The following is a 23,894-nucleotide window of genomic DNA, read 5'->3' on the forward strand; positions in this document are numbered from 1 at the left end:
GAAGATACAAGGTCCGCGCATGTCCCGCTACCTCGTCGGCATCGACCTCGGCACCACGAACATTGCCCTCGCCTACGTGGACACGACCGAGAAGGTGAAGGTGGCGGGGCCGAAGTTGCACACGTTCGAGATCCCACAATTGATCGCGGCCGGCGACGTGGGCGAACAAGAACTGCTGCCGTCGTTTCTGTACCTGCCGGGGCCGCACGACCTGCCGCCGGGCAGCGTCGACCTGCCGTGGAAGAAGGGCGCACTCGAGGCTGTGGGGTTGTTCGCCCGCAACCACGGGGCGAAGGTGCCCGGCCGGCAGGTGTCGTCGGCGAAGTCGTGGCTCTGTCACGCCGGTGTGGACCGCACGGCCCCGCTGTTGCCGTGGGGGGCACCGCCGGACGTGCCGCGATTGTCGCCGCTGGAAGTGTCTACGCGATACCTTCGCCACCTGATCGACGCCTGGAACCACGCGAAGGCGAAGAAGCCGGAAGAGAGGCTGGAGGAACAGCAAGTTGTTATCACGGTGCCGGCGTCGTTCGACGACGTGGCCCGCAACCTGACGGCCGACGCCGCGAAGCAGGCGGGGTTCAAGCACGTCGCACTTCTCGAAGAACCACAAGCCGCATTCTACGCTTGGCTCGGCACGCGGCCGGCGAGGGAGGCGACGAAGCTGAAGCCGGGGATGCGCTGCCTCGTCGTGGACGTGGGCGGCGGCACGAGCGACTTCAGCCTCATCCGGGCGGGCGAGGAAAAAGGTGAACTCGTCTTCCTCCGCGACGCCGTGGGCGAACACTTGTTGCTCGGCGGCGACAACATGGACCTCGCGCTCGCCAAGACCGTCGAGGCGAAGCTGCCCGGTGGCAGAGTGGACGCGGCCCAGATCGGCGGCTTGGTGCAAGCTTGCCGGAACGCGAAGGAGGCGATGCTGGTGCCGAAGCCGCCGAAGGCGTTCCCGGTCACGGTCGTTGGCCGCGGTCGGTCGGTCGTCGGCGGCACGCTGTCCATTCCGATCACCGCCGAGGACGTGAACACCGCGATCTTCGAGGGCTTCTTCCCCAAGCAAGAACTGTCCGCCGAGCCGAACCGCGTCAACCGGGCCGGCCTACAAGAGATGGGCCTGCCCTACGTCGCCGACCCAGCCGTGACGAAGCACCTCGCCGCGTTCGTCCGGCAGCACGTCCCGCCCGACAGCCCGGTAGACGCGATCCTCTTCAACGGCGGCGTCTTCCAACCGGCCGTGTTGCGCGACCGCCTTCTCGACGTGATGCGGCCGTGGTTCAGCGCGAAGTGGAAGCCGCTCGTCCTCACGTCGCCGTCGCTCGACCTCGCCGTTGCCTGGGGCGCGGCCTACTTCGCGTGGCTCAAGCACACCGGAGGGAAGCGGATCGGCGGCGGCATCCCACGGTCGTACTACATCGGGTTGTCCACAACCGAGGCTCGGGCCAAGATCACCGCCCTCTGCGTGGTGCCGCGGCATCTCGAAGAGGGACAGCAAATTGATTTGAAGGAACCGGAATTGGAACTGACGCTCGGCCGGCCGGTGCTGTTCCCACTGTACTCGTCGACGGTTCGTGAAGACACGGCGGGCGAGTTGCTCACCCTTTCGCCGGATCAGTTGCTGCAACTGCCGCCGTTGCACACGATGCTGCGGGGCGGGAAGCGAAGCGGCACGAAACAGGTGCCGGTGACACTGAGCGCGAAGTGTACCGAGATCGGCACGCTGGAACTGGCGTGCGTGTCGCAGGAGAACAACCGCTGGAAGTTGGAGTTCAACGTCCGCGAAGTGATCGAGCAAACGCCGCAAGAGGCGGAAGCGGCCGAGCAACAACCCGTCCTCATCGACGTGTGGCCGGAGGACAAGGTGCAGGCCGCGACGGAGTTGGTGCAGCGGACGTTCGTGCCGGGTTCGCCGGCCGCCCCGCCGCCGCAAGAACTCACGAAGGCACTCGAAGCCGCTCTGGAAGCAGGGCGCAACGACTGGCCGACGGCCCTCTGCCGACGGATGTGGGACGTGCTCAGCGACGTGGCCGACCACCGCAGCCGCGGACCGGCGTACCTGTCGCGGTGGTACAACCTCGTCGGCTTTTGCCTCCGCCCCGGCTTCGGCGACCCGCTCGACCGCTACCGCGTGGAAGCGGTCTGGAAGCTGATCTCCGCGACTTCGGCGGCCGGCAGCAAGCAACCGGCCGTCGTCGAGGGCGGGGCCGACTACTGGATCATGTGGCGGCGGATGGCCGGCGGGTTGAACGCCGCATTGCAACAGAACCTCTGGGCGAAACTGCGGCCGATCCTGCTGCCGACGAAGACGAAGCCACTGGCGAAGCCGAGCAACAACGAACTCGCCGAGATGTGGCGGGCCGTCGCGTCGCTCGAACGACTCGACGCGAAGACGAAGGAAAGTTTGGGGGCCGAACTCCTGTCGCAAATCAATCGCGTGCCGGTTCCGCCGTACCTCTTCTGGTCGCTGACCCGGCTCGGTGGGCGGGTGCAACTCTACGGGCCGCTCAACACGGTCATTCACCCGAGCGTGATCGAGCGATGGCTGGAGACACTGCTGGAGTTCCGCCCCACCAATGACACGGAACGCATGGGGTGGGCGTTCTGCCTGGCGCACTTGGCTCGCAAGAGCGGTGTGCGGGCGGTGGACATCAGCGACGAGTACCGCGACGGGATCGCAAAACTGTTGCACACGCTGAAGGTGCCAGCCGGTTGGCCGCAGATGGTGGAAGAAGTCGTCGCGACCGGCGGCGACGATCAGTCGCAACTCTTCGGCGAATCGCTACCGATCGGGTTGCGGCTGTCGGGCGGGTAAGGCCGTGTCTTGAGCACCGAAGGTGCGGCTGAAGCCACCCGCGTCACGTCCCCATCACGTTGTACCCACAGTCCACGTACAGCACCTGCCCGGTGACGGCGCTGGCCAGCGGGCTGCACAGGTAGAGCGTGCTGTTCGCGACTTCCTCCGGGCCGATCGGCCGCCGCAGCGGCGAGTGGGCGGCGGCGTGTTCGATCAGCTTGTCGAAGTCCGGGTTGATCGCGCGGGCCGCACGACTCGCGTAGGGGCCGGCCGAGATCAGGTTCACGCGGATGTTCTTGTCGCCGACGAACCACGACAGTTGCTTCGCGTCCATTTGCAGCGCCGTCTTGGCCGTACTCATGCCGCCGCCGTAGTGCGGGATGACGCGGTCGCCGCCGATGTACGTCAGGCCGACCACGCTGCCGCCGTCCTTGCGGTTCGCCATGAACGGGGCGGCGTAGCGGACCATACTGATAAGCGAGTAGCTGCTGATGCCGAGGGCTTCCGAGTAGGCCTCGCGGCTCGTCTCGATGATCGGCTTCGTGATCTCGCGGCTGAACGCGATCGAGTGAATGAGGACGTCGAACCCGCCGAACTCTTGGCCGACGGCCTCAATGGTGCCCTTGATGCTGTAGTCCGTGAACTTCGCGTACCGCCGATCGGTGCGGAGCTTTTCCGGCACCTGCTCCATCGTGTCGAAGCTGGCGTCACAGGCGTACATCTTCTCAACTGTGAACTCACTGCCGTCCGGCAACAGCCGCGATTCGCGGTCGCTGTCGCGTGTGAGGAAGCTCTCGACGATGCCGTACATCCGCGGGTGGACGGCCAACACGACCTTCGCCCCGGCCGCCTTGAGCGCCTTGCTGATGTACCACGCGAAACTCTGGTTATCGCCCACGCCGGTCACGAGGGCGGTCTTGCCGGTCAGATCGAGAGAGTACATCGTCGCGAACCTCGAAGGGAACTTTCTGCGTCAGGGGCCGTTTTACGGATTCCCTCGCCATACGAGAACCACGCCGCCTCATTGCGCAACTGCACCGGCCGCAACTTGAGGCAAAGAATGAAAGTAGCCCGCGAACGAACCGATTCGGTCGCGGTAATCGCTACAGTCGCCCCAGATTGACAGGATTTCGGAGGCCGGCACGGCGAATGCTTTTCTCCCACCGCGGCCACTGATCTAGAGTGAGAAATGGTGTCGTACCGCGACGGAGACCCGATCATGACCCGCCGACTACTCTTCCTGACCCTCTTGCCCGCCCTTGCTCTGGGTTCCGCCGGGTGTCGTCATTGTTGCAAACGGTCTTCGGCCCCGACGTACATTGAAGCTCCGGCCCGTGACCGCGATATTCTGATTCCCCCGCCGACGGGCGGGCTGCCGTCGCAACGAACACTTCCCGCCGATCCGGGATTACCGCCGCCGGCCATCAGTTCGGAACCGAGTGGGAGCCGTTACCGCCCCAGTCGTGAAACGCTCTACCCCGATGCCTTGCTCGAATCGCCGGCCATCCCGCCGAAGGGTTCGGGCGAACCGCCGCCCGTGCTGCCCCTCGGGGAAGGCGTGTCGTCGAAGAGTCTGTCGCCGGCCGGGTACGCCGACCGCACGAATTCGCCGACCGGACTGCCGGGCTATGCCGTTGTCTCGGACCGCATCGCGACCGGCCGCAAGCCGACGGTCGAAGGGTTCGACCGCCTGCGGGCCACCGGGTACAAGACGGTCGTTTACTTGCACGACTCAGACAAAGACGTGAGCGCGACGAAGGAGCTAGCCGAGAAGAAGGGGCTGACGTTCATCGGGATTCCCACGACGCCGGGAACGCTGAAGGCGGCGTTCAGCAAGTTCGCGGAAACCGTCGGCGATCGGGCCAACCGCCCTGCCTACGTCTTCGACGACGACGGCATTCGCACCGGCTCCCTCTGGTACCTCTACTTCCGCACCGTTGAATCGTTCAGCGACGATACCGCTCAGGTGAAAGCCGCCCCGCTCGGCCTCCGCGACGCACAGGGCGAAGAGAAGACGAAGTTCTGGCTGGCGGTGCAGGACTACTTGTCGAAGCGATAAGATGGCGGGATGCTACCCGACTTCGGCCCCACCGTTCCACTGACGCCGCCGATCTATCCGTCGGCGGTCTACCACATCCCCGACCTCGACGCCGTGGACGCGATCTACAACGGCGAGGCCACCGGCTACGTTTACGCCCGCGACGGCCACCCGAACGCATCCATGCTCGGCGACGAGTTGCGGCAGGCTCACGCGGCCGAATGGGGTGTCGTCGCCGCCACCGGCATGGCCGCACTCTCCGCGCCGTTCCTGGCGTTGTTGTCGCAAGGCGGCCGCGTCATTGCCAGCAACCGCATCTACGGCAAGACGACGGTCCTGCTCCGCGACGAGTTCCCCCGCTTCGGCGTGAGTACGACCTGGGTGGACACCAACGACCTCGACGCGGTGGAAGCCGCTCTCGCAGCCGGTCCCGCGCAGATTCTCTTCACGGAAACGATCTCGAACCCGCTCTGCCGCGTGGCCGACGTGCCCGCCCTCGCGGAAATCGCTTACCGCCACGGGGCGCGGCTGTTCCTCGACAACACCTTCGCCACGCCCACTCTGTGCAAGCCGTTGGAGATGGGGGCGAACCTCGTGATGGAATCACTGACGAAGATGATCGGCGGCCACAGCGACGTGATCCTCGGTTTCGTCTGCGGTCGCGAGCCGAAACTGGAACCGACGGTCGCCACGGCCGTGAGCACCTGGGGATTGGCCGCGAACCCGTTCGAGTGCTGGCTCACAAGCCGCGGCCTCGCCACACTGGATCTGCGGATGCGGGCGGCCACCGCGAACGCGGTTGTTCTGGCCGAGTGGCTCGGCGAACAACCGGGCGTGTCACGGGTGATCTACCCCGGCCGGGCCGACCACCCCGACTTCGAGTTGGCGAAGCGCGTCCTGCCGCACGGCGTCGGCAACATGCTCTGCTTCGAACTGGCCGACCGGAACGCGGTCAACCGCTGGATGCGGGCGACGCCGGCCGTGCCGTTCTGCCCGTCGCTGGGCCACCACACGACGACGTGCAGCCACCCGGACACGACCAGCCACCGCTTCGACCCCGTCGAGGAGAAGCGCCGCCAGGGCATCACGCCCGGTCTCGTGCGGTTGTCCGTCGGGTGCGAGCCGATCGAACAACTTCAGGCCGCCATCGGCCACGGCTTGACCGGAGGTTGAGTCCGCGGGAGCGGAGTTGATGTACGCCTAACTTTGCACTTTTACTCGACCGCCTGCACTTTTAATCGCCTGACACATGACGGCGAGAAATCTTTCACAGACGCAGTGCGAGATGCAAAGGAGAAGTACGTTGTTGTCGTTTGCTTAACCGCACTCGTAGAATCGTGATACCCTCGGCAGTGGCCGAGGATGGCGGTATTTAACTACCAAGACGCCCTTTTACCAAACTCGTTCCACCACCTCGCCCACAAAGCCGCATGTACAGATCTTTCGTAACGGAAGGTAGGGAAATCGTAGAGTGCCCCCAAGTTCACCTCCGGCAAGATCGCGTGCAGCAAGTCGATCGCACACCCCTGTCGTTCCCGCGTAGAAAGGTCTCTCACGACGAGCGGCACGACGGGACGGCCCAACCCGACGATCCTCGCAAAGTTTGAATTCGTGTGGTACCGGCGGGATGAGAGGTAAGACTTTTCGCCGTGAACCTCGTTGATAAGGTCCGTCATGTTCCGTTCGTATGCCCTTGCCCGTTCTGCGGTCCGCTTGGCGTCGTCGGCCTTCGGGGCCACTTCCCGTCGATGACCGGGGTTCGAACTCGCCGGCCCGCCCACGGAGAACGCGAGTAAACCCAGAAACGATGTGAGTATGGCCAACGCCATGACCGGGGATCGAAGGTGGCAGGTTGAAACTAGATGGGATGGCGTTATTCCTTCCCCTAACACTTCCTCCGTCATCGCCGCACCCTCCCTACGGCGATGATAACCGGCCACCATCGCGAGGGCGAGCCATTCCACGAGAAGATGAGAGCCTGCATTTTTAATCAGCGTCCTGCACTTTTAATCGGCGTCTAGAAGAGTAAAAACGCAAAGCCTGTACGCCTGACACTTTTTCTCGCCCTCGGAACAGAGTCAGCCCTGTTCGGCCCGGCGTTTGCTATTTGGATCCCGCGGTGGTGGTATCTGTAACACACCCGCATCTCTCTACACGACGAGTGCACACTGAATGAGCGACGTACCGCCCACGGGAACTGTCGGAGACGTGTTCCCGGACCTCGCCGCCTTCGACGAATCCCTCCGGCAGCGTCACCGCACTCCGGTCTCGACCTACCGCCTCCAGTTGCAACGGGCGTTCACGTTCGCGGACGCGCGGGCGGTCGTCGATTACCTCGCCCGCCTCGGCGTGACGGACGTGTACTGCTCGCCGTTCTTCCGCGCCAAGCCGGGGAGCACGCACGGGTACGACGTGTGCGACTTCGGAGAACTCAACCCCGAACTCGGTGGCGAAGAAGCGTTCGAGGCACTTTCCGCCGAGCTTACCGCCCACGGCATGGGGCTGGTACTGGACTTCGTACCCAACCACATGGCCGTCGAGTCGGTGCTGAACCCGTGGTGGCGGGACATGCTCGAACACGGCCCGGCGTCGGCCTACGCGAAGTTCTTCGACGTGGACCGCCGGCCGGTCAAGAAGGAACTGCGCGGCAAAATTCTGCTACCGTTCCTCGGCGACCACTACGGCCGGGTGCTGGAGGGCGGCGAACTCGCCCTCGCCTTTCAGAACGGCGGCCTCGACGTGGTCTACAGCGGCCTGCCCCGCCCGCTCGACCCGCGGACCTACCCGATCGTCCTGCGACACGGCCTGACGGAGTTGCAAGCCGAGGTCGGGGACGGCGACGAGCATCTTCAAGAGTTCCTGAGCGTGCTGACCGCGCTGGAACACTTGCCGCCGAACACCGACACCGCGGCCGCCCGGTGCGCCGAACGGCAGCGCGAGAGCCGGTTCGCCCGCGATCGCCTGACTCGCCTGGCGGACGCCTCGCCCCGCATCCGCCGTCACATCGACGAGGCCATTGCCGCGATTCAGGGCACGGCCGGCCGGCCCGAGACGTTCGATGCCCTGCACGAACTGCTGGAACTCCAGTCGTACCGCCTGTCGAACTGGAAGACGGCGGCGCACGAGATCAACTATCGGCGGTTCTTCGACATCAACGAGTTGGCCGGCCTCCGCGTCGAGGAACCGGCCGTCTTCGACGCGATGCACGACCTCGTCCTGTGCTTGATCCGCGAGCGGAAGGTGTCCGGCTTGCGGCTCGATCACATCGACGGGCTGTTCGACCCGGCCGGCTACCTCGACCGCCTTCACACCGCGATTCTCGAACGCCGGGCGGCCGAGATGTTGCCCGAGGGCGAAGTCGCGGGGGCTTGGCCGCCGCGGTTGGGCGAGTGGCGGCAGGCCGAGCGGTCGCGACAGCCCGCCGGTCCGGTCGCCCGACCGCTGTTCGTGGTGGTCGAGAAAATCCTGTCCGGGAGCGAGACACTCCCGGCGTGGCCGGTCGAGGGGACGACTGGGTACGACTTCCTGAACGACGTGTCCCGGCTGTTCGTCAACCCGCGGAACGCCCCGGTCCTGCGGCGGGTGTACGAACGGCTCACCGGCCGGATCGACCCATTCGCCGAGGTCGTGTACGACTGTAAGAAGCTCATCACGTGGACGTCGCTCGCGGCCGAATTGAACGTGCTGGCGCACGCCCTGAACCAGTTGTCCGAGGGCGACCGCCGGGCGCGGGACTTCACCCTCGACAGCCTCCGGGAAGCGCTCCGCGAGGTGGCCGTCTGCTTTCCCGTCTACCGCACTTATGTCGATCGGGCCGGCGTGTCCGACACCGACCAACAGGTGGTCGATCAGGCCATTCACCGGGCCCGGCGACGGAACCCGGCCATGGAAGCGTCGGTGTTCGACTTCGTCCGCTCCGTCCTCCTCCCGGACCGTGAGGGCGTCCCCGAGGCGGTGTATGACGCCCGCCTGCGGTTCGCCATGAAGTTCCAACAGTACACCGGCCCCCTTCAGGCGAAGGGCGTCGAGGACACGTCGTTTTACCGGTACAACGTCCTCGCTTCGCTGAACGAGGTCGGCGGCGACCCGCAGCGGTTCGGCGGCACCGTCGTGCAGTTCCACCAAGCGAATCAGGCCCGCCGCGAACGGTCGCCCCGGGGGATGCTGGCCACCGCGACCCACGACACGAAGCGCGGCGAGGACGCCCGCGCTCGCCTAAACGTGCTGTCCGAAGTGCCCGTCACGTGGGGCAAGCGCGTGCGGCGGTGGGCCGCCCTCAACGCCGACTGCCGCACGCCGGTGGAGGGTTCCCCGGCCCCGGACGCGAACGACGAGTACCTGTTCTACCAGGCGCTCCTCGGCAGTTGGCCGGCCGGGCGAACGGAAGCGACCGCACCACCCGATCTGGTCGAGCGGTTGCAGGCGTACATGGCGAAGGCGACCCGCGAGGCGAAGGTCCACACGAGTTGGATCACCCCGAACGAGGGGTACGATCAGGCCGTCACCCGGTTTGTCGGTGAGTGCCTCACCGGGCCGGGGTCGCGGGCGTTCCTGGCCCGGTTCCTGCCGTTCCATCGCCGCGTCGCCCACGCCGGGATGGTCAACTCGCTCGCGCAACTCGTGCTGAAAATCGCCTCGCCGGGCGTGCCCGACTTCTTCCAGGGGACGGAGTTGTGGGAGTTCAGCCTCGTCGACCCGGACAACCGCCGGCCCGTCGATTACGCCCACAGAGCGGCTCTGTTGACCGAACTGGAACCGTGGTTGAACGACGAGTCCCCTCGGCCCTCGACCGAGCAGACCGCTGCGGTCGCCGGGTGGCTCGCCGACTGGCCGGACGGGCGGATCAAACTGTTCGTGACGGCGTGCGGGATGCGCCTCCGCCGGCGGTCCCCCGAACTGTTTCTTTCCGGCGATTACGTCCCGATTCCGGCCGAGGGGGACCGGGCCGACCACGTCATCGCGTTCGCCCGACGGTTCGCGGGCGAGTGGGTGATCGCCGTCGTGCCGCGGTGGACGCTGGCCCTGACCGGACCGCGGCCGGGCTTGCCGGTCGGGCCGGACGTCTGGGGCGACACGGTCCTCCGCCTGCCGACGGAGTTGGGCGAGGCGGCGCTGCAGAACATTTTCACACGGGAGTCGGTCGCCTTGACGGCCTCGCCCGACGGCCGCACGGTGCGCGTTGCCGAGTTGTTAGCCGTCTGCCCAGTGGCCATCGTGCGGGGCGAGTCGCGCTGAACCCCCGTCGAATCGCACATTTACGCTTGCACTCGACCGTGCGGACGACAATAATCCAAACTCAACAGTTCTTTCGCACGAGTGGGAGCCCCGACACCGGCTTCCGATCAGAGTCCGCCGCGCCACGACCCACGCAGGCGAAGGTTCCCGATGGTCACGTACCAACCGACCAGTGCGGCCACATACGCCCGCTCCCGACCGCACGCCCTGGGTTCCGGCACGTACCAGCCGATCCTCGTGTTTGCGCTCGCCGACCAAGAGTACGGGATTCCCGTGGGGGACGTTCAGGAGGTGGTGCCCATGGCCCGCCTGGCTCAGACCCCGTTCCAGCCGGCGGTGCTCGACGGGTTCCTGAACCTCGCCGGGGTCGTCGTGCCGGTCGTCCGCCTCGACCGCTTGCTCGGTCTGCCCGGCAAGCCACCCAATCTCTACACGCCGCTCCTGGTCCTCCGCCACGGGACGCCCCGACTCGCGGTGCGAGTCGATCGGGTCGACCGCGTCCTTCGGCCGGCCGAGGGCGACGTCGTGCCGGTCCGCCCCGACGAATCGTTCAACGGCTGCGTTTGCGGTGTCTCGCGTACCGATGGCCGCGTCGTTTTGCTCCTCGACCCGGGGCGTCTTCTGCTCGACAAAGAGCAGCAGGTGCTCGCCGAGTTCCAGGACCAGGAGCAGGAACGCCTGCGGGCCCTCGGGGGGGCGGTCACATGACCCCCGACCCGGCCGCCGACCCGGACTTTCCGCGGATCAAGGACTATGTGATCCGGGCCACCGGCCTCGCCTACTACGCCGATAAGGATGCCGACCTGGCGGCCCGGTTGGGTGCCCGGATGGGCGTCCGAGGCGTGACGGACTGCGGGGCGTACCTGAGAGTGTTGGCCGACGAACCGGACGGCGAGGCCGAACTCGACGCCCTGATTACCGACCTGACGATCGGCGAGACGTTCTTCTTCCGCCACCGGGAAGCGTTCGCGGCACTACGGGATGTGGTGTTTCCGGACCTCATCGCGCGGAACCGGGACCGCCGACGCCTGCGCATCTGGAGCGCCGGGTGCTCGGTCGGGGCCGAGCCGTATTCCATCTCGATCCTGCTCCGCCGCGACCTCGCCGCGGCCGTCGCCGGGTGGGACGTGACCGTCGTGGGGACGGACATCAACCGGGCGTTCCTGGCCCGGGCTTGCCGCGGACTTTACGAGGGGTGGGTTCTCCGCGGCGTCCCCGACGACCTGCGGGCGGCCTGCTTCACCCCCGCCGGTTCGGCCTGGCAACTCGTCCCGGAATACCGGGCCGGGGTCTCGTTTCAGTACCACAACCTCGTCGCCAACCCGTTCCCGTCTCTCCTCCACGACCTCGCCGATTTCGACCTGATCCTCTGCAGGAACGTGACCATCTACTTCGGGCCGGAGATCATCCGCCGGCTCATCGGGCAGTTCCATCAAAGCCTGACCGACGGCGGTTGGCTAGTGGTCGGGCACTCCGAGCCGAACCTGGAATTGTTCCGCGAGTTCCGGACGGTGAACGCGGGCGGTGCGGTCCTGTATCAGAAACTCGCCGGCTCCGGGGCGACTCGGGAACCGAGCGTCATGTGGCCGGTCCCAACCCCAACCGTCCAGCCGCCGCCCAGTGCCCCCGCCGCATGGGCACCCTGGGAGGGGCTGACGGACTTGGCGATGCTCACCCCGCGAGTGCCCCCGCCCGAACCCATCGCGAACGCGCCGACCGGGCTGGACGCCGTGCGCCGGCTGGCCGATCGCGGGGCGTGGGCCGAGGCCGCGCGGGGGTGTGAAGAACTCCTCGCCCGCAACAGCCTGAACCCCGCGGCTCACTTCTACCACGGGATGGTCCTCGAACACCTCGGCCGCCCGGCGGACGCGGAGCGGGCCCTCCGCCGCGTGATTTACCTGGACCGGTCGCACGCCCTGGCACACTACCACCTGTCCCTCTTCCTCCAGCGGCACGGGCGTCTCGGGGAGGCCGCCCGGTCCTTCGGCAACGCCTTGAAAGTCGTCGCCGCGCTCGGGCCGAACGTCACGCACGCGGACGGGGACGGGATCTCGACTGCCGAGTTGACGAAGCTGATCCGGATGCACCTCGCTGTGCTGGAGGGGCCATGACTCCGAAACGCCGGCGGATCGACTGGGACCAACTGCGGACCCGACTCGCCGCGGCGCGAGAGGCGGCGGCGGACCACGTCCTCAGCCCGGAGCGGGTGGAGGCGATCTACCGCGAGCGGGCCGAAGCACTGGCTCGCCCGCGAACCGAAGCCGACCGGGCGAGTGGATTCCGCGTGCTGGAGGTCGAGGTCGGCGGGGAGCGGTTCGGCGTAGACCTCCGCGACGTGGCCGAAGTCCTGCCGTTCGACGGCGGCACGCCGGTGCCGGGCGGCCCGTCGGAACTGGTCGGCGTCGTCAACGTCCGCGGCGACCTGCGCTCGGTCACCGACCTGGGCCGATTGCTGGGCGTCACCGGCTCGAACATCCTGGGATTCGTCGTCCTCATTCGCGGCGCCGAGGCCGCCCTGCGGGTCGATCGCGCCGAGGCCGTTCGGACCATCGAGCTTGCGGCCGACGCCCGGCCCGATTCGCCCTTCGTCCGCGGGGTGACCGCGGACCGCTTGCGGGTTCTGGACACCGCCGCCCTCCTCGCCCACCCGGTCTTCCGTGGTCCGTCTGGTAAGGAGTAACTCACGGCGGCAGCCGGGCATTTGAGGCGGTACAACGTCGTAACCGGAAAGGGGAGAGCAATGGGCACGAAGTGGACCGTCGGGCGAAAGCTCGCCGCGGGGTTCGCGGTCGCGCTGACCGCCCTCTTGGTCGTCGGCGCGGTTTCGTACCGGAGCATGTCGCAACTCATCGAGAACGCGGCCTGGGTGGCGCACACTCACGAGGTGCTACAAGAGTTGGAGTCGCTCCTCTCACTGCTCAAGGATGCCGAGACCGGGCAACGGGGCTATCTGATCAGTCGGCAGAAGTCGTTCCTCGAACCGTACACCGTCGCCCTCACCCGTTACCCCGATCGGTTCCGGGAGATCCGCAAGCTTACTTCGGACAACCCGAACCAACAGCGGCGGCTCGACACACTGGAACCGCTCCTGGTCGCCCGGGTGGACGTACTCCGGGCGAACATCGAAAAGCAGGACAAGGACGAGAAGGTAACGATCGACCTGAGCCGGGGCAAGCAGTTGATGGACGACATCCGGCGGGTGGTACAGGACATGGAGGCCGAGGAGAGAGACCTCCTCGACCGACGAGTTGCGGACGAGGCGGAGAGCGTCCGAATCGCCAAGTTGGTGATCGTGCTCGGGTCGCTCGTCGCTGTCGTCTTGGTTGCCGTTATCGGTGTTGTCATCACCCGCGGGATCACCGGCCCCTTGCGGACCGTCACCGACCTGTCGCGTCGGGTCGCGGAGGGGGACCTCCGGGATGAAACTTTGACGATCACGTCGTCGGACGAAATCGCCCAACTCGCGGGCACGGCCGACCGGATGCTCAAGAGCCTGCGGGATCTGACCGGCCGAATCAGTTCTGTCACCGCCACGCTGGGCGGCGCGGCCGCCGAGATCCTGGCGTCGGTCCAGCAGCAGGCGGCCGGGACCAAGGAGCAGGCCGCGACCGTCCAGGAGATCACCACCACCATGGAGGAGATCAGCCAGTCCGGGGCGCAGATTTCCGGCAAGGCCAAGCAGGTGGCCGCCGCCGCCGAGGCCGCGTCCGCCGCCAGCGCGTCCGGGAGCCGGGCCGTGCAGGAAATGAGCCGCGGGATGGCCGCCATTCGTGAACAAGTTGAAGAAGTCGCCGAGAACATCGTCGGGGTGAGCGAGAAGACTCAGGCGGTCGGGGAGATCATCGCCACCGTCAACGACATCGCCGAGCGGTCCAACCTGCTGGCCCTCAACGCGGCCATTGAGGCGGCCGGGGCCGGCGACCACGGGAGTCGGTTCTCGGTGGTCGCCGACGAGATGAAGAACCTCGCCGATCAGGCCAAGGACTCGACCGTCCAGGTCCGGACCATCCTCGGGGAGATTCAGAAGGGGATCAACACCTCGGTCATGCTCACCGAGGAGGCGGTCAAGCGGGTCGAGGCGGGGAAGCAGCAGGCTGACGTGACCGAGCAGACGATCCGGCAACTGGCGGAGACAACGGTGGAAAGCGTCCGGGCGTTCGAGCAGATCGTCGGGGCAGGGGGGCAGCAGCAAATCGGCTTCGAGCAGGTGGCCCAGGGGATGCGCGACATCCGCCAGGCGGCCTCTCAGACGGCGGCTTCCACCACCCAACTGGAAGCGGCGGCCGCCAACCTCACCGCGCTCGGCCGGGCGTTGAACGAGGCGGTCGGGAGGTACAAGCTGTGAGTTCCCTTGAGGAAGAACTCCGGGCGGCCTTCCGGACCGAGCACGCCGAGTACCTGATCGGGCTGCGGGCCTTCTTCGGCGAGGCGGGCGGGCCGGTCGACGTGAACGAGGCGTTCCGGATGGCCCACAGCCTCAAGGCCGCCGCCCGGGCCTGCGATCTGGACGCGGTGGGCGAAGTCGGCCACCGACTAGAAACGATCCTCGGCCGCGTTCGCAAGGGAACCCTGACCCTCGGGCCGGACGCCCGCGGCGCCGCCCGCGCCGCCCTCGACGCGACGGAAGCCTGGGCGGCCGGCGGCACCACCCCACCATCGGCGGGTGTGTACAACTCGCTCGACGCGGTCCTCAGTGCGATCGGGCAAACTTCTCTGCCCCCGGCAGTGACCTCGGGTTCCCTCCCCCCTTGGGAGGGAGGGTCAGGGAGGGGGGTGAGCCAGACCGTGTCGGGAGATAGCCTTCCCCCTCCGGATGCAGGTTCTACCCCCCACCCTAACCCTCCCCCCCAAGGGGGGAGGGAACAAAGCCGGCCGCCGGCAGACAACTCCGACGATCTGACGGACCGGCTGCGGGCGGCGTTTCGGGCCGAGCACGTGGAGCACCTCGAAGGCATCCGGGCGGTCCTCACCGCGTTCGAGAGCGGGAACCCGCCGGCGGACTGGGTGAACGACGCTTTCCGCCGGGCGCACAGCCTGAAGGGGGCGGCCCGCATCGCCGAGGCCGGTGCGGTCGAGGCACTGGCCCACCGGATGGAGACACTCTTCGCCCGGGTCCGGGAGGGAACCCTCGGCACGACCCCGGCGTTACTCCGGGCGGTCCGCCTCGGGTTGGACGTGATCGAGGACACGGTCGCCGTACTCGGCACCGGGCAGGCCGCCCCCGAATCGGCCGCGGCGCAGGCGGCGATCGAACAGGTGATCGGGGGAGCCCCGCAGGACGACTGGGTCGGCCATCCGGTCGCCGGCCGGGAAAGCGCGGTGGAGCGGCCGGGTTCTTCTTCCCCGCCGCCCGCTGTTCCCCGCCCGCCGCCGTCCGACGATACGGTCCGCGTCGGTGCCGGTTACCTGGACCGTTTGCTCCGGTCGGCCGCCCAACTTCGGGCGGAGGCCCTGCAACAAGGGATCGTCGGCCGCGACCTGGCCGCCCTCGACCACCGGCTTTCGGGCCTGGGGCGGGAATGGGCGGCGGTCCGCGGCGGGGCTGCGGCGGAACTGCGACGACTCGCCGCATCCCCCGAGTTCGCCCGCGTCGCCCGCTACCTCGCGTTCGTCGAACAGGAGGTCAAGACTCTGGGGAAGACGGCCCGCGGGCTTCGCCGCGACCACCGCCGCGGGGCGTGGGCGCTCCGCCAACTCGGCGGACAGGTCCACCGGGACGCCCGCGTCTTGCGAATGGCGACCGCCGAGGGCACGTTCCAGGGGTTCGGGAAGATGGTCCGGGACCTCGCCCGGGACGCGGGCAAGGAGGTCGAGTTCCGGGCCGTCGGGCTAGACCTGCAAGCCGACCGAGAGGTTCTCCAGGCCCTTAAAGACCCGCTGATGCACATGCTCGCCAACGCCGTCACCCACGGCCTCGAACGGCCGGCGGAGCGGGCGGCCGCGGGGAAGCCGGCGACCGGCCGGGTGGCCCTTCGGTTGGAGGCCGCCGGGAACCGCCTGCGGGTCTGGGTCGAGGATGACGGGCGGGGCATCGACCCGCGGGCGGTCGGGGAAACCGCCGTCCGTCGGGGCCTTCTGACCGCCGCAGAAGTCGCCGGGCGGTCGGCGGACGAACTCGCCCGCCTGATCTTCGAACCCGGGTTTTCGACCGCGGCCGCCGTGACCGGGACGGCCGGCAGGGGGATGGGGCTTTCGGTGGTTCACGAAGCCGTGGCCCGCCTCCAGGGCGACGTGGAAGTGCTCCCGGCTGACGGCCCGGGCACCCGGATCGTGCTCACCGTCCCGCTTTCCGTCTCCACCCGGCGGGTGCTCCTCGTCTCCTGCCGCGGGCGGACGTACGCGATCCCGGCCGACGCCATCGACCGGCTGGTCCGAGCCGCTCCCGGCGACACGGCCCCGGTGGAAGGGAAGCCGATGTTCCTCGGCGGCGGCCGGCCGGTGCCGGTCGTCGATTTGGCGAGATTGCTCGGCGCGGATGGCGAGCCGCCGGCCACGAACGACACGACTCCGTTGGCCGTCCTTCGCGCCCGCGGCCGGTGGGCGGCGGTCGTGGTGGACGCCTTCGTCGCCGAGCGGGACGCGATGGTGCGGCCGTTGGACGGCCCGGCCGCCCGGGTTCCGACCTTCGCCGGCGGGGTCATTCTGGAAGACGGGTCCGTCGCCTTGGTGCTGAATCCGGCCGAACTGATGACCGACGCCGCGGCCCACCGGCCGGCCCAACCGATTGTGCCCGCCCTGCGTGTGAAGAAGCCCCCGACGGTCCTGGTGGTGGACGACTCCCTCACCACGCGGACCCTGGAGAAGAGCATCCTCGAAGTCCACGGGTACACGGTCCGGATCGCCGTGGACGGCATGGAAGCCCTGGCCGCCCTCCGGACCGAGTTGCCCGACCTGGTCATCACCGACGTTGAGATGCCCCGGCTAAACGGGTTCGGACTGCTCGCCGAGATGAAGAAAGACCCCCGGCTGGCGCGGCTCCCGGTGATCGTCGTCACCTCGCTCGCCAAGCGGGAGGACCAGGAACGGGGGATGGCCCTCGGGGCGGACGCCTACATCGTGAAGCGGAAGTTCGACCACGAGGAGTTACTGGAGACGATCCGGCAAATCCTATGAACAAGATTCGGGTGATGATCGTCGAGGACTCCCGGGTGGTCCGCGAATTGCTGCGGGACCTCATCGGCCGCGACCCGCGGCTCGAGGTGGTCGCCGCCGTCGAGTCCGCCGAGGAGGCCCTCCGCGTCCTCGCCGACGCGGCCCCGGATATCATTTCGATGGACATCCGGCTGCCCGGGATGAACGGGTTCGAGGCCACCCGGCGGATCATGAGCACGCGGCCCACGCCGATCGTCGTCGTCTCCGCGAGCGTCGAGGCGGACGACCTGAAGATCTCGATGAACGCCCTCCGGGCCGGTGCCCTGGCGGTGGTCGAGAAGCCGGTCGGACTGGCCCACCAGCAGTACGAGGTGCTGTCGCGGCGGCTCTGCGAGCAACTCGTCAACATGAGCCAGGTCCGGGTCATTCGCCAGAGATTCAACCGGGGGGTGGAACACACCACGCCGGCCCTGGCCCGGCCGCCCCAGCCGTCTACGCCGGGGCAGGTGTTTCGCGTGCTCGGCGTCGTCGCCTCGACCGGCGGGCCGGCGGCCCTGACGCAACTGGTCGGCGGGCTACCGCGGGGCTTCCCCCTCCCGGTGGTCGTCGTTCAGCACATCACCCCGTGCTTTCTGGTCGGGTTCGCCGATTGGCTGGGGGACGTGACCGGGTGGCCGGTGCGGATCGCCTCCGACGGGGAAGTCGCGAGTCCCGGCGTGGCGTACCTCCCTCCGGCCGACTGCCACTTGCGGGTCGCGGGCAACCGGCTGGAGGTGGCCCACGACCCACCCGTTTGTCACCAGCGGCCGTCGGGGACTGTGCTGTTCCGCTCGCTGGCCCGATCCGCGGGGCGGGCCGGACTCGGGGTGTTGCTCACCGGCATGGGGGAAGACGGGGCGGACGGCCTGCGGGAACTGCGGTCGGCCGGCGGGTATACGATTGCCGAGGACGAATCGACCTCGGTGGTGTACGGGATGCCGGCGGCTGCGGTCCGGCTCGGCGGGGCGTGCGAGTCCTTGCCGCTCCCGGGCATCGCCCCGCGGGTGCTGGAACTGGTCGCCGGGAAAGGGGAGGCGTGATGGACCGCCCACACCGGATTATGCTCGTCGAAGACTCGCGGACCCAGGCGATCAAGTTCCAGCACGCGCTCGGCAAGGCCGGGTGGGAGGTGGTCTGGGCGGCGACCGCTGAGCAGGCGATGGCCGAAATCGACCGCGGCCTCCCCGACCTGATCCTGCTCGACTATTACCTGCCGGGGATTCGCGGGGACGAGTTGTGTCGCCGCATTCGAATGAACATCGACACCCGCGGCATCCCCGTCCTGATGATGACCACGGACGACACCGACGAGGCCCAACTCCACGGCCTGGAGAGCGGGGCCGACGACTTCGTCCCGAAGTCGGTGGACACGGATATTCTGCTGCTCCGCATCCGCACCCTGCTCCAGAAGGCCCCCACGCAGGCGGCCATCCTCGGCCGGGCCGACACCCACTTCCGCCACGCCCGCCTCCTGACCATCGACGACAGCCCGACGTACCTGGAATACCTGGCCGTCGAACTCAGCAAGGAGGGCTACCGGATCGAGCGGGCGACCGACGGGCCGGAGGGGCTGGAACGGCTCCGCCGGGAGCCGTTCGACTGCGTCCTGGTCGACCTGGTCATGCCCGGACTGAACGGGATCGAGGTATGCCGCCAGATCAATCAACTTCGCAACACGATCGACAGCCCGATCGCGGTCCTCATGCTCACCGGCCGGGAGAACAAGGAAGACCTGACGCGGGCGCTGGAGGCCGGGGCGGACGATTTCGTGGGCAAGTCGAACGACATGGCCGTGCTCAAGGGTCGCATCCGGGCGCTCCTCCGCCGGAAGTTTTTCCAGGAGGAGAACCGGCGGATCCTTGAAGAACTCAAGAACAAGGAACTGGAGACCCTTCGCGCCCGGGCCGCCCAGGAAGTGGCCGAGGCTCGCGTGGTGCTGATGGGGGAGTTGGAGCGGACCGCCGCCGAACTCCGCCGGTCGCAGGACGAACTGCGGGCGGCCAAGGAGGCGGCCGAACGCGCGAACTCCGCGAAGGGGTCGTTCCTGGCGAACATGAGCCATGAGATTCGCACCCCGATGAACGGCATCCTCGGCATGATCGAGCTGCTGATGAACACCTCGCTCACCCGCGAGCAGCGGGACTTCCTGGGGACGGCGCGAGAGTCGGCCGAATCTCTCCTCCGGCTGCTCAACGACATCCTCGACTTCTCGAAGATCGAGGCCGGCAAACTGGAACTGGAGGCCATTCCGTTCCGCCTCCGCCGCACGATCGACGACGCCGTTCACCCCCTCGGCCTGCGGGCGGCCCAGAAGGGACTGGAACTGGCCTGCCACATCGCGGCGGACGTGCCCGACGCCTGGCACGGCGATCCTGGCCGACTGCGGCAGGTGATCGTGAACTTGGTCGGCAACTCGATCAAGTTCACCGCCGACGGCGAGGTGGTGGTGGAAGTGCGGGGGGGCGTGGCCGGCGCGTTGCACTTCTCCGTCCGGGACACCGGCATCGGCATACCCGCCGATAAGTTGGGAGTGATCTTCGAAGCATTCTCCCAGGTCGATAGCTCGACTACGCGGCGGTACGGCGGGACGGGCCTCGGACTGGCCATCTCGAACGAACTCATCACCCGCATGGGCGGCCGGCTGGTGGTCGAAAGTGCCCTCGGGGTGGGGACGACCTTCCGGTTCCAACTGGACCTCGAACCGGCCCAGTTGGACGACTTGCCAACGCCGGCGCTGGACGGCGGGGTGTTGGACGGGTTGGCCGTACTGGTGGTGGACGACAACCGGACGAACCGGATTATCCTGGAGGAGATGCTGGCCGGGTGGCGGATGCGGCCACGGGTCGTGGACTGCGGGCGGACCGCGCTCGACGAGATGAGTCGCGCCGCGGCCGGAGGATCGCCCTACCGCCTGGCCATCCTCGACGGGATGATGCCGGGGATGGACGGGGCCGACTTGGCCCGGCTCATCCGCGCGAACCCGATCCTGGCCGGCAGTACCCTGTTGATGCTGTCGTCGGCCGACAGTCCATTGTCCCCGGACCAGCGCCAGGAACTCGGCATCGCCCGGTGCATGCTCAAGCCGGTGCGCCAATCGGACTTGTTAGAGGCGATCCTTGAGACGGTCGGCTCGGTCGCGAGCGGCCCGGCCGCGGCCGCCCCGGCCGTGCCCGTTCGGGAGACCCGATCGCTGCGGGTTCTGCTCGCCGAGGACGGACTGGTGAACCAGCGGGTCGCCGTCGGCCTGCTCGAGATGCAGGGCCACACCGTGACGGTCGCGAACAACGGTCGGGAGGCCGTGGCGGCCGCCCGCGAGCCATTCGACGTGATCCTGATGGACGTGCAGATGCCCGAGATGGACGGGTTAGAGGCGGCGGCGACGATCCGCCGCGCCGAGCGGGAGACGGGCGGTCACGTGCCGATCATCGCCATGACGGCGCACGCCATGAAGGGCGACCGAGAGCGGTGCTTGGCCGCCGGAATGGACGGGTACTTGTCGAAACCCGTGCGGGCGACCGAACTCGCCGAGGTGCTCGCCGGCATCGCCGGGATTGTCGCCCCCACCCGTCTCGGCCCGGCCCGAGAGACCTCACCCTCGCCGGTCGATTGGGACGAGGTGCTCCAGCGGGTCGGCGGCGACCGCGGGCTCGTGATCGAACTCATCGGCCTATTCGTGGGCGAGTCCCGGCACCTGTCCGCTGAATTCCTTGCGGCCGCCGCGGCGGGGGACGCGATCCGTCTCGGGCGGGCCGCACACCGACTGAAAGGATCACTCGCGACGTTCGCCGCGTCCGGGGCACTCGCGTCCGCAGCGCGGCTGGAGAGCATGGGCCTGCGGGGCGAACTGGACGGCATCGAAGCCGCGATCGCGACCATGGATGGGGATCTTGAGAAACTCGTCCTGGAACTGACCCGGTTCGCCTCGGCGGCGAGCGAACGAGCCGGGGAGCCGATGGGCATCGCAGGCGGACCGGCGTGACCACGATACCCGTCGTCGACGACTCGCCGTTCGCTGAATTTCGCGAACCTCCGACAACCCCGGCCTTCAAGCGTCATCCTGCAGGTTTTGACGGGCGGCGGTTGTCCGGCATCACTTCGACAACGTCCTTGTGCTCCACCTTGTCCGATCGCGGCCGGTATGCCCCACGCGATTCGCTTGAGGCTCTCACCCGCGACGGGCGACGACTCGCTCGACCAACCCGAAGAGGGCCTCGATGGTCAAAGCGAGGACGGCAGCCGGGATCGCGCCTTCGAGCATGAGCGTGGTATCGCCTTTGTCGATGCCGCGGAGAATCGGCCGGCCGTATCCGCCCGCCCCGATGAATCCGCCGAGTGTTGCCGTGCCGACGTTGATGACGGCGGCCGTTCGGATGCCGGCGAGGATCGTCGGGGCGGCGAGCGGCAACTCGACACGCCAGAGCGCCGCCCACGGGGGCAGGCCGAGAGCGACGGCCGACTCGCGGAGCGACGCGGGGATGCCCGTCAACCCGGTGTGGGTGTTGCGGACGATCGGCAACAGACTGTACAAGAAGAGGGCCGCGATCGCGGGCGGGGCACCGATTCCTTTTCCGACGAGGGCCATCATCACCGGGATCATGAACAGCAACAGCGCGAGCGACGGGATCGTTTGCAGTACGCCAGTCGCGGCGAGCACGACCTTTCCGAGCGTCGGCCGGCGGGCGGCCACCACCCCGAGCGGCACGGCGACCAACGCCGCGGCGAACAGCGACGGGACGACGAGCTGCAAGTGCTCGTACGTCGTCTGCAACACTCGCCCGGCGAGGGAATCGTCCGTCGACTCGGGCACGGCGGATGGGGCGACGCCGAGGGCGTAGGACAGGAACTCGCTCGCGATCTTCCGCTCGTCTTCCTTTCGTTCACCCTGGGCGCGGGTATTCATCCGTCGCATCTCGACTTCGGCGATGTGCCCTTCCAGCCGTCGCAGTTGTTCCACGACGGCGGGGTGCCGTACTTCCAGGTCAGCCCGGTACAACCAGACGGCTTCGTAGGCCGGGAAGAAATGACGGTCGTCGGCCAGCACGAGGAGGTCGTGTTGCGCGATCTCGCCGTCGGTGGTGTAGACTTCCGTCACGTCGATGGCTTTCTCTACGAGGGCCTTGTACGCGAGCGTGTGGACCATCGTCTGGACGCTCGTCTGGGGTAGCCCGTAGTGCTGTTTCAGACCCGGCCAGCCGTCCGTGCGGTCGACGAATTCAGGGATAAATCCGCACCGCAGGTCGGCGAGGTCCCGACGTGCGAGGTCGGAAATTTTCGTGACGCTCTTCGCCGCGGCCACGTCCTTCCGCATCGCGAGGGCGTAGTTGTTGCTGTAGCCGAGCGACCGGCTCATCCGCACGCCCCGCGCGGCGAGTGTGGCGGAAACGTCCGCGGGCTGGACCTGAAGAATCTCCCGCTCGATCGTCCCCGTGTAATCGACGTAGGCGTCGATATCCCCCTGCGTGAGGGCCAGCCACACCGCCGGCGTGCCGCCGAGGTCTTCCCGGTGGGCTTTCACGCCGGTCTGCCGCGCGAGTTGCACGCCCATGTCGGCGAGGATGATCGACTCGGTGAACTTCTTATCGCCGATCACGACCGGCTTCGATTTCGGACCGGAACACCCGGCGAGCAGGCCGAGGACGGCGGGGATGAGAACGCAGGTTCGTGTCACGCGGGAACCTCCGGGCCGCGCTGGGCCTGCACGAACCGGGTGACGAACGGGTCGGCGGGTCGCCGCCACAAGTCCGCGGGGCTACCCTGTTGGACGATCTGGCCGTCGCGAAGCAGCACGAGGTGGTCGGCGAAGTACGCGGCCTCGCCGAGATCGTGCGTGACCAGAACCACCGTTTTGCCGAGTGTGCGGAACACCTCCCGCAGTTCGGCCTGGAGATCGGCCCGCACGAGCGGATCGAGCGCGCCGAGGGGTTCGTCGAACAGGAGGGCGTCGGGGTTCAACAGGAGCGCACGCATCAAGCCAACCCGTTGGCGTTGACCGCCGGAGAGATGTTGTGGGCGACGGTCCAAACCGTCGGTAGGGAACCGCGTGAGGTCGGCCAGTTCCCCGAGGCGTGCGTCGATCCGCGGCTGTTCCCAGCCCAAGTGTCGGGCCATCAGGGTGACGTTGCCGCGGGCGGTCAGGTGTGGGAAAAGGCCGCCGTCCTGAATCACGTACCCCGTCCGCAATCGCACGGCCCGGGCAGTCGCGGGCGTGACTTGCGTACCATCGAACGTGACCGTCCCCGCGTCCGGTTCGATCAGCCCGATGAGCAGCCGCAACAGCGTCGACTTCCCGCACCCGCTCGGGCCGATCAGAACCGTCGTGCGGCCGGCCGGCACGTCGAGCGAGAGTGGGCCAAGAGCGGACCGGCCCGCGTAGACTTTCGTCACGCTGTCGAGCGCGAACGCCGCCTCGCTCACGCCTCCACCGTCACGCCCTTCCAGAAGGCCACGTATCCGGCGATTTGCTTCGCCGCGTCTTTCGGCTCGGGGTAGAACCAGGCGGCGTCCGGGTTTTGTTTCCCGCTCACGTCGAGCGTGTAATAGCTGGCCGTGCCCTTCCACCCGCAGACGGTGTGCGTGTCACTCGGTTTGAAGAACTCGGTGTGGATCGCGGCCGACGGGAAGTAGTGGTTCCCCTCGACCACGACCGTTGCGTCAGACTCGGCCAGCACGGCCCCGTTCCAGATCGCCTTCATGACACTCTCCTCA

General features: G+C 67.8%; 15 protein-coding genes. 11 read left to right on the top strand and 4 right to left on the bottom strand.

Features of this window, described 5'->3' with window-relative positions:
- The first annotated feature begins 19 nt into the window (after positions 1–19).
- The gene (locus tag PX52LOC_RS17500; protein ID WP_149111318.1) at positions 20–2,803 is read left to right on the top strand and encodes a hsp70 family protein; all 2,784 of its coding nucleotides are present in this window, start codon (positions 20–22) and stop codon (positions 2,801–2,803) included.
- 43 nt (positions 2,804–2,846) lie between these two features.
- On the opposite strand, the gene PX52LOC_RS17505 is transcribed toward PX52LOC_RS17500, so the two are convergent.
- Positions 2,847–3,728, bottom strand: coding sequence for an SDR family oxidoreductase (locus PX52LOC_RS17505; protein WP_149111319.1), 882 nt, complete (start codon positions 3,726–3,728; stop codon positions 2,847–2,849).
- Between the two features lie 276 nt (positions 3,729–4,004).
- Here PX52LOC_RS17505 and PX52LOC_RS17510 point away from each other — a divergent pair, with 276 nt between their 5' ends.
- From PX52LOC_RS17510 to PX52LOC_RS17555, 10 genes are all read left to right on the top strand, one after another.
- Positions 4,005–4,844: a fused DSP-PTPase phosphatase/NAD kinase-like protein gene (locus PX52LOC_RS17510; RefSeq protein WP_149111320.1), complete on the top strand. Its 840-nt coding sequence runs from the start codon at positions 4,005–4,007 to the stop codon at positions 4,842–4,844.
- Between the two features lie 9 nt (positions 4,845–4,853).
- Entirely contained in the window at positions 4,854–5,996 is a 1,143-nt protein-coding gene (locus PX52LOC_RS17515) for a trans-sulfuration enzyme family protein (protein ID WP_149111321.1), read from the top strand.
- Between the two features lie 999 nt (positions 5,997–6,995).
- Entirely contained in the window at positions 6,996–10,058 is a 3,063-nt protein-coding gene (treY, locus tag PX52LOC_RS17520) for a malto-oligosyltrehalose synthase (protein ID WP_149111322.1), read from the top strand.
- Positions 10,059–10,208: 150 nt separating this feature from the next.
- Positions 10,209–10,766: a chemotaxis protein CheW gene (locus tag PX52LOC_RS17525; RefSeq protein WP_149111323.1), complete on the top strand. Its 558-nt coding sequence runs from the start codon at positions 10,209–10,211 to the stop codon at positions 10,764–10,766.
- A complete protein-coding gene (locus PX52LOC_RS17530) occupies positions 10,763–12,169 on the top strand; it encodes a CheR family methyltransferase (RefSeq protein WP_149111324.1) in 1,407 nt (468 codons plus the stop codon). The genes PX52LOC_RS17525 and PX52LOC_RS17530 overlap by 4 nt, the downstream gene beginning before the upstream one ends.
- Positions 12,166–12,738 (top strand): chemotaxis protein CheW, encoded by a 573-nt coding sequence (locus tag PX52LOC_RS17535; protein ID WP_149111325.1) that lies wholly within the window; start codon positions 12,166–12,168, stop codon positions 12,736–12,738. Before PX52LOC_RS17530 ends, PX52LOC_RS17535 begins: the two co-directional genes overlap by 4 nt.
- Positions 12,739–12,798: 60 nt before the next feature.
- A complete protein-coding gene (locus tag PX52LOC_RS17540; RefSeq protein WP_149111326.1) occupies positions 12,799–14,403 on the top strand; it encodes a methyl-accepting chemotaxis protein in 1,605 nt (534 codons plus the stop codon).
- Complete coding sequence (locus PX52LOC_RS17545) at positions 14,400–17,171, top strand: hybrid sensor histidine kinase/response regulator (protein WP_149111327.1); 2,772 nt, start codon at positions 14,400–14,402, stop codon at positions 17,169–17,171. Before PX52LOC_RS17540 ends, PX52LOC_RS17545 begins: the two co-directional genes overlap by 4 nt.
- Complete coding sequence (cheB, locus tag PX52LOC_RS17550; protein WP_218575383.1) at positions 17,168–18,229, top strand: chemotaxis-specific protein-glutamate methyltransferase CheB; 1,062 nt, start codon at positions 17,168–17,170, stop codon at positions 18,227–18,229. Before PX52LOC_RS17545 ends, cheB begins: the two co-directional genes overlap by 4 nt.
- Entirely contained in the window at positions 18,229–21,168 is a 2,940-nt protein-coding gene (locus tag PX52LOC_RS17555) for a response regulator (RefSeq protein WP_149111328.1), read from the top strand. Before cheB ends, PX52LOC_RS17555 begins: the two co-directional genes overlap by 1 nt.
- Before the next feature lie 186 nt (positions 21,169–21,354).
- On the opposite strand, the gene PX52LOC_RS17560 is transcribed toward PX52LOC_RS17555, so the two are convergent.
- The 3 genes from PX52LOC_RS17560 to PX52LOC_RS17570 are packed head-to-tail and all read right to left on the bottom strand — an operon-like array spanning position 21,355 to position 23,881.
- Positions 21,355–22,857: a glycine betaine ABC transporter substrate-binding protein gene (locus PX52LOC_RS17560; protein ID WP_149111329.1), complete on the bottom strand. Its 1,503-nt coding sequence runs from the start codon at positions 22,855–22,857 to the stop codon at positions 21,355–21,357.
- Complete coding sequence (locus PX52LOC_RS17565) at positions 22,854–23,603, bottom strand: ATP-binding cassette domain-containing protein (RefSeq protein ID WP_218575385.1); 750 nt, start codon at positions 23,601–23,603, stop codon at positions 22,854–22,856. Before PX52LOC_RS17565 ends, PX52LOC_RS17560 begins: the two co-directional genes overlap by 4 nt.
- A complete protein-coding gene (locus PX52LOC_RS17570; RefSeq protein WP_149111330.1) occupies positions 23,600–23,881 on the bottom strand; it encodes a DUF427 domain-containing protein in 282 nt (93 codons plus the stop codon). Before PX52LOC_RS17570 ends, PX52LOC_RS17565 begins: the two co-directional genes overlap by 4 nt.
- Positions 23,882–23,894 lie beyond the last annotated feature (13 nt).

Source organism: Limnoglobus roseus (genome assembly GCF_008254045.1).
Classification (GTDB): domain Bacteria; phylum Planctomycetota; class Planctomycetia; order Gemmatales; family Gemmataceae; genus Limnoglobus; species Limnoglobus roseus.